This is a genomic window from Pseudomonas sp. P116, from assembly GCF_020149425.1.
Classification (GTDB): Bacteria; Pseudomonadota; Gammaproteobacteria; order Pseudomonadales; family Pseudomonadaceae; genus Aquipseudomonas; species Aquipseudomonas anatoliensis.
On sequence record NZ_JACVHB010000003.1, the window covers coordinates 674,969 to 689,281 of the forward strand.

A 14,313-nucleotide genomic window follows, 5' to 3' on the forward strand; every position below is an offset into this window, starting at 1 on the left:
CCCAAGTCGCGCTAACGCCGTTGATCACAAATGCGGCATTGCTCAGCTGACCTGCAAGTCAACACTAGGAAACTCGAGATGAAAGGCCGTTTTACCGTCACATGACGTACACCAGATTTTGCCATCATGCGCCTCAATAATTGATCGGGTAATCGACAAACCTAGCCCTGCGTTGCTTGGGCTTCCTTCCCTGCGCGCTGGGTCCACGCGATAAAAACGATCGAAGAGCTTTTCAAGATGTTCGGGGGCAATGGGTTCACCCTGGTTCTCCACGACGACCAATACCGACATCTCCTTCTGGAGGATTTCGACACTGATCATCTTCCCTTCCGAGGTGTAGCGAAGCGCATTAGAGAGCAGGTTAGATATAGCTCTGTGGAGCATAAGGACATCGCCTCGGACGCTGCCCCTTCCTGAAACCTTCAGTTCTATCCCTCGCTCATCTGCCAAAAGACGGTAGTATTCAAGCAGTTTCTCCACGACTTCCACCAAATCTATTGGTTTGTTCTCGTGGGTGATCAGACCATTGTCTGACTTCGCCAGAAATAGCATGTCATCAATCATCCGACTCATACGCTTCAAGTCATCAAGATTTGAGTACAGGTTGTCTTCGTAGTCTTCTATATCCCTTTTTCTTGAAAGCACGACTTCGGTGTGGGTCATCAAGTTGCTTACAGGAGTCCGTAGTTCGTGGGCAATGTCTGCGGAAAAATTCGATAACCGGACAAATGCATCGTCGAGTCTGGACAGCATTGCGTTAAAGGACAGCACCATTTGCTGAAGTTCTTTAGGAACAGGCGCTAAAGGGATGCGCTCTTTTAGTGATTTTGCTGACATAGAGGCGGCGACCCGCGTGACCTGGCGAATAGGCCGCATGCCACTGCTTGCTACCATCCAGCCAAGCGCCGCACTGACCAGCGCGCTAATTACCAGCCCTATCCAAAACCAGCGCTCAAGCGTCTCGAAAAAGGACATATGCTGAGTAACGTCAAAGATCAAAATGACTGTCAACGGCTTGTCTTGCCCCGTCACAACGGCTTGTGCTGTCACGCCACGGAACATCTGCTCTTGCTCCCGCCACTCCCAGACGTTGTTGTTTGTGGTTGTGCGGAACTCCTTCGGAATATCTACCGGACCGGGATCTGCGAACAGCAGCTTGCCTTCACCATCGATTATTAGGGCCGTCAAATCCCGGTGAGCACCCAGCAGCGCTTCCAGCTCAGGCTTAAATTCGCTGAATTGATCGATGGTGTTCAACCCGGACAAAATTCTCTGGGTCGAGTGGAGCTTTTCGTTCAATGCCTGCTGATCCAGCATCTTAAAGTGATGCCGACTGAGGTTGTTGAAACTAAGTCCGGCGACCGTAAGCACGGCCGTTACCGCGAGCATGAACATCAGACTCATGCGAGTTGTCAGGGACATCCGATTCATTCCGACTCCGAATCAGGCGCGTCTAGCATGTAACCCATTCCCCTCGAGGTATGAATCAACTTGACCTCAAAGTCGTCATCTATCTTGGCCCTCAACCGTCTAACCGCAACCTCGATAACGTTGGTGTCGCTATCGAAGTTCATATCCCAAACCTGGGAAGCGATAAGTGACTTTGGCAGCACCTCCCCACGACGTCGCAGCAACAGCTCAAGCAACGCAAACTCTTTGGCCGTAAGGTCGATGCGCTTACCTGCACGAATGGCCCGACGCTTGAGTAGGTCCACCTCCAGATCAGCCAATTTCATGTAGGTTTGCGAAGGCGCGCTGTTACCGCGACGCAGCAACGTTCTGACTCGAGCAAGCAATTCAGAAAATGCGAAGGGTTTGATCAGGTAGTCATCTGCGCCGAGTTCAAGTCCTTTAACTCGATCTTCAACGCGGTCTCTCGCTGTGAGAAAGAGTACGGGGACGTCTTTCCCGGAAGCGCGAACCTTCTGCAGAACTTCCCAGCCATCCAATCCAGGCATCATGACGTCGAGAATCAACAGGTCATACGCTTCGCTCAAAGCGTGCTGAAGCGCCTCTTTTCCATTAGTAAAACGATCAACATTGAACCCCGCCTCGGTGAGTCCTTGCTGCAAATAGATACCTATTTTTGGTTCGTCTTCAGCGACAAGAAGTCTCATGAGGTCGTTCTCTGATAGTGATGAAGCGGAGTCTGCAACGAAAACCGGCAGCCAACCAGCAACTGACAGAAAAGTAATATTGGCTTCAGGTAGATGTCAGCGAGCGCTGTCTAGGGTTCAAGCATGAGTACTTCCTAGTGCTCGACCGACTCTTCAGCATGAAACGTTTAGGAGCCGGAAAACAATTCCATAAGGAGTTGCCCCATGAATCGCCTGAAAATTCTGTTTTTTGTGAGCTCAATACTCGTCTCAGCTTCTGTATGGGCTGAAAGTGGCGGAGACCGGGTTATAGAGCGTATGGAGGGTCTGCGCAACAAGGCAGAAGCTGTCCTGATACAAGCTGAAAACGCTCCTGAAGGTCAGCGTCATGTCCACATGACTGAGCATATGAAGATGCTGGGAGAGCTCATGAGCCAACTCCATAAAGATCATCCAGACGCCTCAATGTCTCCTCAGCAGCACCTCGCCTGGATGGAAAAGCACGACAAAATCGTCGATGACGTTTTGAACCAAATGCAGCGCGAGCACAAATTGATGCTTTCAGAGAATCATCAGTGAAAACCGGCTTCCAATGGGCTTTTTGAACAGTAACGTTAAATACGGCGTCATTTGGACGCCGTGCTTTTTTGAAAACTGACAGAAATGTAGTGTTCAGGTCAGTTAACTGGCAGCTCCATGTCTTTAGCATAGCCAGTGCTCCCACTCCTCTTACTCTCGAGGTCACTATGAAAGCTAAGCTCGTTACCCCTGTCATCGCAGCAATCACTCTCCTCTTCGGTGCTACGGCTATGGCCAGCGCAGGGCATGGGAAAGAGGACATCGGCCAGCCTGGAGTCGCCTCTCAGGTTACTCGTACGGTGGAGGTCGAGATGGGCGATATTTTCTTCAAACCTGAAAGCATCGACGTTAAGCCTGGTGAAACCATTCGATTTGTCCTTCGCAATGATGGTTCGCTGCTGCACGAGTTCAACATCGGCAAAGCCTCTGCTCATGCAGCACACCAAAAAGAAATGGCAAGCATGTTCCAGAACGGGACGCTTAACCCCACCGGTACCGGAAAAACGATGAGCGGTATGAGCCACAGCATGGGTGGAATGAAGATGGTCGGAATGGAGCACAACGACCCGAACAGCGTCCTGATTGAGCCTGGCGCAACCCAAGAGCTGATCTGGACCTTCAACAACAGCACAGGCCTTCAGTTTGCCTGCAATGTGCCCGGACATTACCAATCGGGAATGGTCGGTCAGTTTGACCTGAAATAAGCCTAAGCCGGCTTCTCCCACCGCTTCGACACAGGAGTTGGCTACGCTCTGTTGCAGAGTACACAGTGAGGCTTAGATCATGAGTAACCATCAGCGCCTGGATGGAAACACCACCGCACCATATTGGAGGCGCAAAACAGGCGTTGTCCTAATCATGCTCATTGCGATTGGTGCCTTCTACGTGTTGCGGGAGCATTTCAGCCACGTTTATCCATTTTGGCCTTATCTGATTCTGTTGATCTGTCCATTAATGCATTTTTTTGGACATAGCCATGGCGGACATAGCCATGGCGATCAGGCAGCAACCCACAAGGACAAAGAAGGGAAATAGACATGCCTAACATATCGAGCCACCACGACCACAGTCACGCCCATGCTGCTCCGCTAAATGACGATGATCTACGTGACCCGGTGTGCGGAATGGCAGTCACTTCATCAAGTAAATTTGGTGAGTCTTATCAGGGACAGAAGTATCAATTCTGTAGCCTGAAATGCCAGGAGAAGTTTCGAGCTGATCCTGAACGCTTCAGCAGTAATGTTTCGAGCGCCGAGTCCCGCGTCACCACTCCAGAGCCTGCGGTACAAACAGGCACTGAGTTTACCTGTCCGATGCACCCGGAAATACGCCAGCCCGGACCCGGCAACTGCCCTAAATGTGGCATGACATTAGAGCCGGTCATACCCGCGCTCGATGAAGAAGAAAATCCTGAACTCCGGGATTTCGCCCGCCGCTTTTGGTGGTCGCTGCCATTAACCGTGATAGTGACCTTGCTCGCCATGGCGGGACACACGTTACAACTTTTCCATGGCCCGATCCAAAACTGGATCGAGCTGGCTCTGGCGACACCGGTGACCTTGTGGGCAGGTTGGCCTTTTTTTGTCAGAGGCATAGCATCTATTAGAAATCGCAGCCCAAATATGTGGACACTGATTGGGTTGGGTACCGCCGCAGCATACCTTTACAGCGTCATGGCAACGCTCTTACCTCAAAGCTTTCCGGCCACCTTCATGCAAGATGGACGCATCGGCGTCTACTTCGAAGCCGCAGCGGTCATCATCTCACTCACCTTGCTTGGGCAGATTCTTGAGCTCAAAGCACGATCGCAAACCTCCGCCGCCATCAAGTCCCTTCTCGGCCTGTCGCCCAAGACAGCACGCCGGATCAATACCGATGGACAGGAAGAAGACATTCCTCTCACCCATGTCCACCTTGGAGACCATCTACGGGTCAGACCCGGTGAAAAGGTTCCAGTTGATGGCTCAGTACTGGAAGGTGAAAGTGCGGTGGATGAGTCCATGCTTACTGGCGAACCAGTGCCGGTAATGAAGAGAGCTGGAGATAGTCTGATCGGTGCCACGCTCAATACACATGGGAGCTTAGTAATGGAGGCGCAGAAGGTCGGCGCCGAGACCATGCTGTCACAGATCGTACAGATGGTCGCTCGGGCTCAGCGATCCAAAGCACCAATGCAACGAATGGCCGACTCGATTGCCGGCTACTTTGTGATGGGTGTTATCGCGATTGCGATACTGACATTTGTTGGTTGGGGGCTTTTTGGCCCTGAGCCCAGCTGGGTGTTTGGTCTGATCAACGCTGTCGCCGTGCTGATCATCGCTTGCCCCTGTGCGTTGGGTCTTGCTACGCCCATGTCGATCATGGTTTCGACAGGTAAAGCAGCCAGCATGGGCGTGCTGTTCAGGGATGCCAGTGCCATCGAAAACCTATGCAAGATCGACACACTGATTGTCGATAAGACAGGCACCCTGACAGAGGGACGGCCAGTGTTTCACAGTGTGGAGGCCACACCCAGTTTCAATCCCCACGATGTTCTTCAGCTTGCTGCCAGCCTTGATCAGGGCAGCGAACATCCCTTGGCTCATGCAATCGTCGATCACGCCCGAACCGAGAACATTAAGCTCACCAAGCCAGGATCCTTTGAGTCTGGTTCAGGTATCGGGGTCAGTGGCATCGTTGATGGCAAGAAGATCCAACTGGGGAACACCGCGTTGATGGAAGCCGCAGGTGTCAGCACCAAGCCCCTACAAAAGCGTGCAGAGTTGTTGCGACTTGACGGCATCAGCATCATCTACCTCGCAGTCGACGGGGTATTGGCAGGGTTGTTGGCAGTATCAGATCCGATTAAGCCGACCTCCAAAGAAGCAGTCACCAAGCTCAAGGCTGATGACATCAAAATCATCATGGCTACTGGCGACGGGCTCACCACCGCTCGGGCTGTCGCCAGGGAGATGGGGATTGAAGAAGTCCACGGTGAAGTGAAACCTCAGGACAAGGAGCGTCTGGTCGCAGACCTTCAGCAAAACGGCCGGAAGGTCGCCATGGCCGGTGACGGTATCAACGATGCACCAGCCCTGGCGCGAGCAGATGTGGGCATTGCCATGGGGACAGGGACTGACGTTGCGATGAATAGCGCGCAACTCACGCTAGTAAAAGGCGACCTGATGGGGATTTTGCGAGCAAGGGCTCTTTCGGTCGCAACAGTAAAAAACATGCGGCAAAACTTGGGTTTCGCCTTTCTTTACAACTCGATGGGTATCCCCCTTGCCGCAGGCTTGCTCTATCCACTGACGGGACACCTCTTGTCGCCAATGATCGCTGCCATAGCCATGAGCGTCAGTTCTGCATCTGTAGTTTTCAATGCATTGAGACTGAGGAATACCCGAATTGACTGAACTTCAAAATTGCAGCGCACTTGCCATGCGTTTGCATAGAACCTGACCAGTCATTCGCATTTGACTGATCTGTGATTGAGAATTTGACCAACCAGACATCAAAGCTGAGGGGCTCATAACGACCCAAAGCGGTAAATCTGGGCAAGGGACTACCCATGTGTTTTCTTCAGTCCTTCAAGCGCACACTCGCCCTTTGCACAGCGGCCATTTTTTCAGGCCGCTTCATGCGTTTCCATTTTCTGATGTCTTCCTTGCTTCGCCCACAGCTCATACACAGATCACCACTGAGTTGACAAACTGAGATGCAGGGATTCTCGATTTCTTTAGCCATTGTCAGCCACCTTTGGACACACGTATTGAGTCAGGCGGGTGTTCCAGTAACCTCCGTGAGTTCGCTGACACTCCTCCTCAGAGTCGAAGTGGACGCTGTGGTCTGAAGGGGTCAGGACGATGTCGGCCTCCTTCAACGCGATAGCCGTCAGCTCAAAGATGCGCGCCTTCGCGTCAAACAAGGCGAGCTTTCTATCCGCCAAGGTTTCGAATACCCAGATGACCTTCAGGGTTTCAGCCAGCGCGTTGAGGTCAGCGGTATGGGTGAGCCAGATAAAGCCTTTGATTTCACCTTTTGCTGTTTCACACGCTTCGGTGAGCCTGGTAATCAACCGGCGTTCTATCCGCGCCAGTTCGCGTTTCCCTGGTGGCATTGCGGGTTCCTTTGGAGACAATGGAGGGCAGGCTCTGAATCAGGCCGGTCGAAACTCGACCGTCAGATGGCTGACTTCGTGAACCGGCTTGAGACGTTCACGAATGCTGTCGGCGTTCGCAGTGGCCTTACCAACGACGCTGACGATGGCCGCATGGGCTTGCGGCCCAATCCGCCAGACATGCAAGTCAGTGATGATGGCATCCCCCGGCTTCTCAACCAGTTCGCGGATTTCCTCGGCAACGTGCGCATCTGTCTGATCCAGCAGCACACCTGCGGTGCCCCCCATCAAGGTCCAGGCCCAACGCGCGATAACAATGGCGCCGATGATACCCATGACCGGATCCAGCCAAACCCAACCGAGATAACGCCCGGCGAGCAGTGCCGCAATGGCCAGAACTGAAGTGAGCGCGTCCGCGATAACGTGGACGTACGCAGATTTCAGGTTGTTGTCGTTCCCGTGACGGGCATGGGCATGGGCATGATCATCATGGTCGTGCTCATGACTGTGCCCGTGGCCCAGCAACAACGCACTGACAATGTTGACAATCAAACCGGTAATCGCGATGAGCGTAGCGGTGCCGAACTGAACTTCCGTTGGCTGCAAGAGGCGCATGACAGACTCAATGCCAATTCCCAGGGAGACCATACCGAGAACCAGTGCCGAGGCGAATCCGCCCAAGTCTCCAACCTTTCCGGTACCGAAACTGTAGCGCTCGCTGGAAGCATGGCGTTTTGCATATCCGTAAGCGGCCGCCGCGATGCCTAATGCGCCGGCATGGGTTGCCATGTGGAAGCCATCGGCCAGTAACGCCATCGAACCCGTAATATAGCCGGCGGTGATCTCGCCGACCATCATCAGCACCGTCAGTGCCACAACCCAAAGCGTACGCTTGGCATTTTCGTCGTGCGCTGAGCCAAGGAACACGTGGTCGTGTGTGTAATTGATGTTGGTGTTGCTCATGAGTGTGTACCTAGATGCGTTCACTTAGCGTAACGGCGAATGGCTTCAAGAAGCTCTTCGACGCCCCTGTTACGCTCTTCTTCGCTGAGCGCAGGGTTCGCGACATGCTCCCGCGCGTGGTCCTCGATGATTTCCTCCATTAAGCCGTTGATTGCTCCGCGAGTGGCAGCAACAAGGTGTAATGTTTTTGCGCAATCGAGATCCGATTCCAATGCTCGTTCAACGGCTTGGATTTGTCCGGCTATGCGTTTTACGCGTTTGAGAAGATTTTCTTTGTTTGCTGCAATATGGCCCATGGGATACCCCACCTACCTATGTATTGCGCATGATAGGCATACCCCCTATGCCTATGCAAGATCATAGAGCGGAGAGAGCATCTACAGTCCCTGGCAGAAAAGAGGCCTCAAGTGCGAGCGAGGAGCGAGAGGAGCTGTAATGTCCGCCTCTAACCGTTCTCTGCCGGCGATGGCCAAAGTCGAATACGCTGCAAATGGTTGGTCAGGTCAAATGCAAACGAGTGGTCAAGTCTGCCCAACTACCCATCACAATGACGGTCACAACCCGAAACAGATAACTGTTGACCTTGCCATCGTGTCAACGTCGATGCTGTTGGTGCGGCGAAAAGAAACCGCTCAGCTTGAGAGGTAAAAAACCATGTTCGTTTTAAATGTTTCCGGCATTGGTTGCGGCAGTTGCGTCAGCAAAATCACCAAGGCGATTCAGTCAATGGATAACGAAGCTACGGTTTCCGTGGATCGGTCAGCCGGTAAGGTGAGAGTTGAAAGCAGCGAAAGCCCAGAGCAGATTCGTAAAGCTGTCGAGGCGGTAGGTTTTCCTTGCCAGATCAGCGCTTGAAGCGCTGACAGCTGCCCCTGGTCAGACGCCCGTTGCAGGGGGGATCCACTTGGTGAACATTCAGGGATACCATAGCAGCGTCGACCACAATTACCGCTCGCAAGCCCCTGCGCTACTAATCACCTCGCAGAGCTTTGAGCAAACCTTTGAATGCTCCATTCAACCGAGTAAAAGCGGCGTCGAAACGTATTCCATTTTCTGTGTACTTTGCGACCTCAACCTGCTGATCGACAGTATTTTGGTCAATGGCAGGTTGAGCCGGTGTACTGTAAAGCAAACTAATTCCATAAATATCGCTTACGGATTCTATTCCGGCAATGTGTTTTACATTTGTTGTTTCCAAAGAAAATAGAGTGGCAGGTGTTTTTTCTATTTCGCGGGCGAGCACAGTAGAAAAATCTAAATCTCGGGCCTTGTAGTTCGGCGTATCAGCATTTGCGATGTTGTTACTCAGGATTTCGGCTCTTTGGCTACGAAGATTCAAAGCTCTTTCCGCTACGCCGACCGCTTTTTCGAAACTAATACTCAAGCAATAATCCTCAACAAGCTCACTTATTTACTACGCGATACCTCCGGATTCACATCTCCGACCAATAGAGGTTCAAAGACATAGTCACCTTGAGTAACGAAAACCTACAAAGGTTCGCCCGTTGATATTATTGGTGAGTAATATCGATGCGCGCTGGAAGACCGAGACCTTAAGGACTAAATACGATGTTCTTCAAGAGAAATATCACAACCTGACGCAACTGTAATATTGGCCTAAGCTTCCCGACAGCGGGTGACCCTTATAGTCCTATTGAGCCTAATGCTCACCCGCTACGAATCAATGCACGATTGGATTCAGGGGCGGCCAGTACTGATCTGAGGAAACCCCAAATGAACACTATCAAATCCTTGTTCGTCATCGCTGCTCTGAGCATTTCATCTTTGGCTATGGCTGAGGGCGGTGGTGATCGGACTTTCGCACGTATGGAATTGGCCAAAAATAATTCGATGGAATCGTACCAGGTAGCTCAAACGCAGAGCTCTCAACCGCCTGTCGCTGAGAGCAAAGCGAAAGCGATGGATCATAAAAACTGCTGAACGATTAGGCACGCGGCCAACCTGACAGAAATGTAATCACTAAGGTGGTTTAGATGTGGCAATTTCTGAGCTCGCTTGCTGTAAAAATTCGTCTTTTTAACGGTAAGCGAAGCTCATCTTGCCAACTCACGGGTTGTTTTGAACGGCTCCCTTTTGACTGATTGGAAATAAACGGCATGCATTCCAAAACCTCTAGACGGACATTCGTTAAAGGCCTGGCCGCCGGTGGCATCCTTGGCGGCCTTGGTCTGTGGCGCACTCCTGTATGGGCAGTGACCAGTCCAGGCTTGCCGAGCGTCCTCACCGGCAACGAATTTGATCTGTTTATTGGTGAAACCCCTGTAAACATCACCGGCTCGCCGCGCACGGCCATGACCATCAATGGATCATTGCCAGGACCCTTGCTGCGTTGGCGCGAAGGAGAGACAGTCACACTGCGTGTGAAAAATCGTTTGGACCAGGACACTTCCATCCATTGGCACGGGATCATCCTGCCGGCCAATATGGACGGCGTACCCGGATTAAGCTTCCATGGCATCGCACCCGACGGTATGTACGAGTACAAATTCAAGATCCATCAGAACGGTACGTATTGGTATCACAGCCACTCGGGCTTACAGGAGCAGGCAGGCGTTTACGGGCCAATCGTTATCGACTCGAAAGAACCTGAACCTTTTCAATACAACCGCGACTACGTGGTGATGTTGACTGACTGGACCGATGAAGATCCTAGTCGCGTCATGGCGAAGCTTAAGAAGCAATCTGACTACTACAACCACCACAAACGTACCGTTGGCGATTTCATCGACGATGTCAGCAAGCAAGGCTGGTCATCTACCGTAGCCGACCGAAAGATGTGGGCAGAAATGAAAATGAACCCCACTGACCTCGCAGACGTCAGTGGAGATACTTACACCTACCTCATGAATGGCCAGGCGCCCAACGGTAACTGGACCGGTATTTTCAAACCAGGTGAGAAGCTGCGCCTTCGTTTTATTAACGGCTCGGCGATGAGCTATTTCGACGTTCGAATTCCTGGCTTGAAAATGACCGTTGTGGCCGCCGACGGCCAACACGTCAAACCGGTCAGCGTCGACGAATTCCGCATCGCCGTAGCTGAAACGTATGACGTGATAGTTGAGCCCGCCAGTGAAGAGGCTTACACCATCTTCGCCCAGTCTATGGACAGAACCGGGTATGCACGCGGAACCCTCGCAGTTCGCGAAGGATTAAAGGCACAAGTGCCTGCGATCGACCCTAGGCCTCTTTTGTCCATGGATGACATGGGAATGGGCGGTATGGCTGGTATGGACCATGGCAGCATGGCTGGTATGGGCAGCGGCGACATGTCCGGCATGGCTGGCATGGATCACAGCAAGATGGCGGGCATGGACCAAAGTGACATGACCGGGATGACCGGCATGGACGGCGGTGATATGACTAGCATGGCTGGTATGGATCACAGCAAGATGGCTGGTATGGACAAAGGCGACATGGCCAACATGGCTGGCATGGACCATAGCAAGATGGCGGGCATGGACAAAGGCGATATGTCCAACATGGCCGGTATGGACCACAGCAAGATGGCTGGCATGGGCGGTATGGGTGGAGAAATGCAGACTCACCCAGCCTCCGAAACCAACAACCCCTTGGTTGATATGCAAGCCATGACCCCGACGCCAAAGCTAAACGATCCAGGCATCGGTTTGCGGAACAATGGTCGTCGAGTCCTCACCTATTCAGACCTGAAAAGCACTTTCGAGGACCCTGATGGCCGCGAGCCCAATCGCACCATTGAGCTACATCTGACCGGTCACATGGAAAAGTTTTCCTGGTCCTTCAACGGCATCAAATTTTCTGACGCTGAGCCCCTTCGTCTCAAGTATGGGGAGCGTCTTCGCATCACCTTGGTAAACGACACCATGATGACGCACCCCATTCACCTTCACGGAATGTGGAGCGACCTTGAAGATGAAAACGGCAAGTTCATGGTGCGCAAGCACACAATCGACATGCCACCAGGTACCAAGCGCAGCTATCGAGTCACCGCCGATGCCTTAGGTCGCTGGGCCTATCACTGCCACCTGCTTTTCCATATGGAAATGGGCATGTTCCGTGAAGTACGGGTTGATGAGTAAAGGAGACGATCTGTGAGCACATACCTAAATCGTAAATCGCTGGTCGGTTGCCTCTTTGCCGTCGGCTTGATGGGTGGACTCTCGTCCGTGGCGCTGGCAGTCGAGGATAGTAGTGTTCATTCACCTGCTACTCCTGCGGAGCCAACGAGCAAGCCTGCAACTGCGACAAAAGAATCAAAGCCCGATCACGGATCAATGGATCACAGCAAGATGAGCCATGAGTCGATGGGTCATGACCAAAAAACCAAAAAGGCAGATTGAGATCATGACCAGTAAGTTTTTACGTCCAACGTTGATGGCACTGGCAGTCTCTACCAGTCCTGCTTTCTCTTTCATGGCCCAGGCGGCAGAAGAGATGGATCACTCCAAGATGGATCGCGGCTCGATGGGAGCTATGGACCATAGCAAGATGGGGGCAATGGATCACAGCAAGATGAGCATGGACAATGGAGCAATGGACGGTATGGAAAGTATGGATGGAGGGGCTACCACCACCAGCCGAACTCCAATCCCTGTACTGACCGACGCTGACCGTGCAGCCGCGTTCCCTGATGTGGCTGGTCATGGCGTTCACGACAAGAAGGTCAACTCCTTCATGCTGCTGGATAAGTTTGAGTACCAGGATGCTGACAACGGTAGTGCGTTGGCCTGGGATGCAAAAGGATGGATCGGCGGTGACGTTGACCGACTGTGGTTGCGTTCGGAAGGCGAACGTACCAATGGCGTAACGGAAAACGCTGAACTCTCAGCCCTTTGGGGGCACTCCATCGGTCCATGGTGGGATGTCGTCACCGGCGTACGACAAGACTTCAAGCCCGGATCACCACAAACTTGGGGAGCGCTCGGTATTCAGGGCATGGCCCTCTATAACTTTGAAGCCGAAGCGACTGCCTATATCGGTGAGAACGGTCAAACCGCTGCTAGATTGGAAGGCGACTACGACATTCTGCTGACCAATCGCCTGATCTTGCAGCCAACGGCCGAAGCCAATTTTTACGGAAAAAATGATCCTCAACGCGGCATTGGGTCTGGATTGGCAAACACCGAAGTAGGGCTCCGATTGCGTTATGAGATTGTTCGCCAATTTGCCCCTTACATTGGGGTTAGCTGGAGCCGCTCCTACGGCAATACGGCAGACCTGGCCAGCGATGAAGGAGAGCATGCGAACGAGGCGCGATTTGTCGCCGGTATTCGGATGTGGTTTTAAGAGCCTGACATGAAAAGAACGTTGAAAACATTGACTGCTGCCGGGGTGGTTGCCGCAATAACAGGTGCCGGCGTGGTTTATTTTGGTGTGATCAATGTTGGGGCGGATGAACCACACTCCGATCCCGTTTACGCGCTACTTTCCACCGCTCGGGATCGCTCGATCGAAGTGCGCTCACGCGACATTAAAGTCCCCGACCTGAGCGAAGAAGCTCTAATCCGCGCAGGTGCTGGCAACTACAACTCTATGTGCATCGGTTGCCATCTCGCTCCGGGTATTGAAGGAACCGAGTTAAGTAATAGCCTTTACCCCGCACCTCCGAATCTTTCAAAACTGGGCGTTGATGGAAACCCTGCCGCAGCTTTCTGGATCATCAAGCATGGAATCAAATCCACAGGCATGCCCGCTTGGGGTAAAAGCATGGCCGATCCCTACATATGGGGAATGGTCGCATTTCTCCAGCAGCTGCCTTCAATGGATGCAGAGCAATACAAAGCTCTCGCAACCAGCAGCGGTGGTCATCAACACGGTGGCGGCGAGAGCAAAATGCATAACCATGAAGGCCAGCATGAGGGCCAAAAAGGCGCTGTCGCGGGGCATCATGATGCGGGTACAGGCGAAGAAATAGCCGAAGCAGGCGACCATCATGGCGAGAGAAACAGCGCTCATGCCCATGAGGCGGCCGAAGCGCCTTCTCAGGATGAAAGTACCGAACACGCCCATCCTCAGGTTGTGGAGGCTTCACATGACGCCCCTGCAACTCCGGCCACTCAGCCAAAAACTCATACCCACGCTGATGGGAAGGAACATACCCATGCGAAATAACTTTCTTCGTCCCGGTCGGGCACTTCGCCTCGCTGCATTTGCGGCTCTGTTTATCAGTTCAGCTGGTCATGCAGCAGAGTCGCTGACGATCGACGTCCATCGTGACGCTAACTGTGGATGCTGCAAGAAGTGGATCCAGCACCTTGAAGCTAACGGCTTCACCGTCGTTGATCATGTAGAAACCAACATGAGCGCGGTCAAGCAGGATCTCGGTGTTGCTCCACGACTCTCGTCCTGCCACACAGCAATGATCAATGGAAAGTTTGTTGAAGGTCACGTGCCCGCCGAGCAAATCATTGCGATGAGCAAACGTGACGACCTTCTCGGGATCGCCGTTCCTGGCATGCCGGCTGGATCCCCGGGCATGGAAGTCAACGGAAAACATGATGCTTACCAGGTAATCGGTTTGTCCAAAGCAGGCGCAGACCAGGTCATTGCTGAATACCCCGGAAACTAATCTGGCCC

Annotated in this window: 18 protein-coding genes and 1 pseudogene; 12 read left to right on the plus strand and 7 right to left on the minus strand. The window is 52.7% G+C overall.

The genetic code is table 11. The features are described 5' to 3' along the window. Nucleotides 1–42: 42 nt before the first annotated feature. Nucleotides 43–1,431: a heavy metal sensor histidine kinase gene (locus ICA15_RS13510; RefSeq protein WP_086794046.1), complete on the minus strand. Its 1,389-nt coding sequence runs from the start codon at nt 1,429–1,431 to the stop codon at nt 43–45. Continuing rightward, nucleotides 1,428–2,117: a heavy metal response regulator transcription factor gene (locus ICA15_RS13515; RefSeq protein WP_042556870.1), complete on the minus strand. Its 690-nt coding sequence runs from the start codon at nt 2,115–2,117 to the stop codon at nt 1,428–1,430. The genes ICA15_RS13510 and ICA15_RS13515 overlap by 4 nt, the downstream gene beginning before the upstream one ends. A 204-nt stretch (nt 2,118–2,321) precedes the next feature. Between ICA15_RS13515 and ICA15_RS13520 the strand changes: the two genes are divergently transcribed. The 4 genes from ICA15_RS13520 (at nt 2,322) to ICA15_RS13535 (ending at nt 6,070) form a co-directional block, all read left to right on the plus strand. Further along, nucleotides 2,322–2,675, plus strand: a complete 354-nt coding sequence (locus tag ICA15_RS13520) for a co-regulatory protein PtrA N-terminal domain-containing protein (protein WP_042556871.1) — start codon at nt 2,322–2,324, stop codon at nt 2,673–2,675. A gap of 167 nt (nt 2,676–2,842) precedes the next feature. Continuing rightward, nucleotides 2,843–3,379, plus strand: coding sequence for a plastocyanin/azurin family copper-binding protein (locus tag ICA15_RS13525; RefSeq protein ID WP_042556872.1), 537 nt, complete (start codon nt 2,843–2,845; stop codon nt 3,377–3,379). Between the two features lie 79 nt (nt 3,380–3,458). Then, nucleotides 3,459–3,710, plus strand: coding sequence for a DUF2933 domain-containing protein (locus tag ICA15_RS13530; RefSeq protein WP_080895976.1), 252 nt, complete (start codon nt 3,459–3,461; stop codon nt 3,708–3,710). A 2-nt stretch (nt 3,711–3,712) separates the two neighbouring features. Continuing rightward, nucleotides 3,713–6,070: a heavy metal translocating P-type ATPase gene (locus tag ICA15_RS13535; protein WP_080895977.1), complete on the plus strand. Its 2,358-nt coding sequence runs from the start codon at nt 3,713–3,715 to the stop codon at nt 6,068–6,070. 149 nt (nt 6,071–6,219) lie between these two features. Here the strand turns inward: ICA15_RS13535 and ICA15_RS13540 are convergent. The 4 genes and pseudogenes from ICA15_RS13540 to ICA15_RS13555 form a co-directional block, all read right to left on the minus strand. Beyond that, nucleotides 6,220–6,401, minus strand: a pseudogene (locus ICA15_RS13540) (DUF1289 domain-containing protein). Then, nucleotides 6,394–6,774 (minus strand): hypothetical protein, encoded by a 381-nt coding sequence (locus ICA15_RS13545; protein ID WP_042556874.1) that lies wholly within the window; start codon nt 6,772–6,774, stop codon nt 6,394–6,396. Before ICA15_RS13545 ends, ICA15_RS13540 begins: the two are co-directional and overlap by 8 nt. Nucleotides 6,775–6,813: 39 nt before the next feature. Then, entirely contained in the window at nt 6,814–7,737 is a 924-nt protein-coding gene (gene dmeF / locus ICA15_RS13550) for a CDF family Co(II)/Ni(II) efflux transporter DmeF (protein WP_210553269.1), read from the minus strand. Nucleotides 7,738–7,757: 20 nt separating this feature from the next. Then, entirely contained in the window at nt 7,758–8,033 is a 276-nt protein-coding gene (locus tag ICA15_RS13555) for a metal/formaldehyde-sensitive transcriptional repressor (protein ID WP_042556876.1), read from the minus strand. Nucleotides 8,034–8,172: 139 nt separating this feature from the next. On the opposite strand from ICA15_RS13555, the gene ICA15_RS13560 reads away from it, so the two are divergent. After that, nucleotides 8,173–8,385 carry a hypothetical protein gene (locus tag ICA15_RS13560; RefSeq protein WP_140396035.1) on the plus strand — a complete coding sequence of 71 codons (213 nt, stop codon included), beginning with the start codon at nt 8,173–8,175 and terminating at the stop codon, nt 8,383–8,385. Nucleotides 8,386–8,391: 6 nt separating this feature from the next. Further along, entirely contained in the window at nt 8,392–8,592 is a 201-nt protein-coding gene (locus ICA15_RS13565) for a heavy-metal-associated domain-containing protein (RefSeq protein ID WP_080895979.1), read from the plus strand. Between the two features lie 115 nt (nt 8,593–8,707). On the opposite strand, the gene flgB is transcribed toward ICA15_RS13565, so the two are convergent. Continuing rightward, nucleotides 8,708–9,121, minus strand: a complete 414-nt coding sequence (gene flgB / locus ICA15_RS13570; RefSeq protein ID WP_042556877.1) for a flagellar basal body rod protein FlgB — start codon at nt 9,119–9,121, stop codon at nt 8,708–8,710. 350 nt (nt 9,122–9,471) lie between these two features. Here flgB and ICA15_RS13575 point away from each other — a divergent pair, with 350 nt between their 5' ends. The 6 genes from ICA15_RS13575 (at nt 9,472) to ICA15_RS13600 (ending at nt 14,305) form a co-directional block, all read left to right on the plus strand. Continuing rightward, the gene (locus tag ICA15_RS13575; RefSeq protein WP_042556878.1) at nt 9,472–9,678 is read left to right on the plus strand and encodes a co-regulatory protein PtrA N-terminal domain-containing protein; all 207 of its coding nucleotides are present in this window, start codon (nt 9,472–9,474) and stop codon (nt 9,676–9,678) included. A gap of 176 nt (nt 9,679–9,854) precedes the next feature. After that, the gene (locus ICA15_RS13580) at nt 9,855–11,816 is read left to right on the plus strand and encodes a copper resistance system multicopper oxidase (RefSeq protein ID WP_042556879.1); all 1,962 of its coding nucleotides are present in this window, start codon (nt 9,855–9,857) and stop codon (nt 11,814–11,816) included. A gap of 12 nt (nt 11,817–11,828) precedes the next feature. Continuing rightward, nucleotides 11,829–12,077: a hypothetical protein gene (locus tag ICA15_RS13585; RefSeq protein WP_176393382.1), complete on the plus strand. Its 249-nt coding sequence runs from the start codon at nt 11,829–11,831 to the stop codon at nt 12,075–12,077. After that, entirely contained in the window at nt 12,049–13,023 is a 975-nt protein-coding gene (locus ICA15_RS13590; protein ID WP_042556880.1) for a copper resistance protein B, read from the plus strand. The genes ICA15_RS13585 and ICA15_RS13590 overlap by 29 nt, the downstream gene beginning before the upstream one ends. A 9-nt stretch (nt 13,024–13,032) precedes the next feature. Further along, nucleotides 13,033–13,848 (plus strand): c-type cytochrome, encoded by an 816-nt coding sequence (locus ICA15_RS13595; protein WP_080963326.1) that lies wholly within the window; start codon nt 13,033–13,035, stop codon nt 13,846–13,848. Beyond that, nucleotides 13,838–14,305 carry a DUF411 domain-containing protein gene (locus tag ICA15_RS13600; RefSeq protein WP_042561924.1) on the plus strand — a complete coding sequence of 156 codons (468 nt, stop codon included), beginning with the start codon at nt 13,838–13,840 and terminating at the stop codon, nt 14,303–14,305. The genes ICA15_RS13595 and ICA15_RS13600 overlap by 11 nt, the downstream gene beginning before the upstream one ends. Nucleotides 14,306–14,313: the final 8 nt, after the last annotated feature.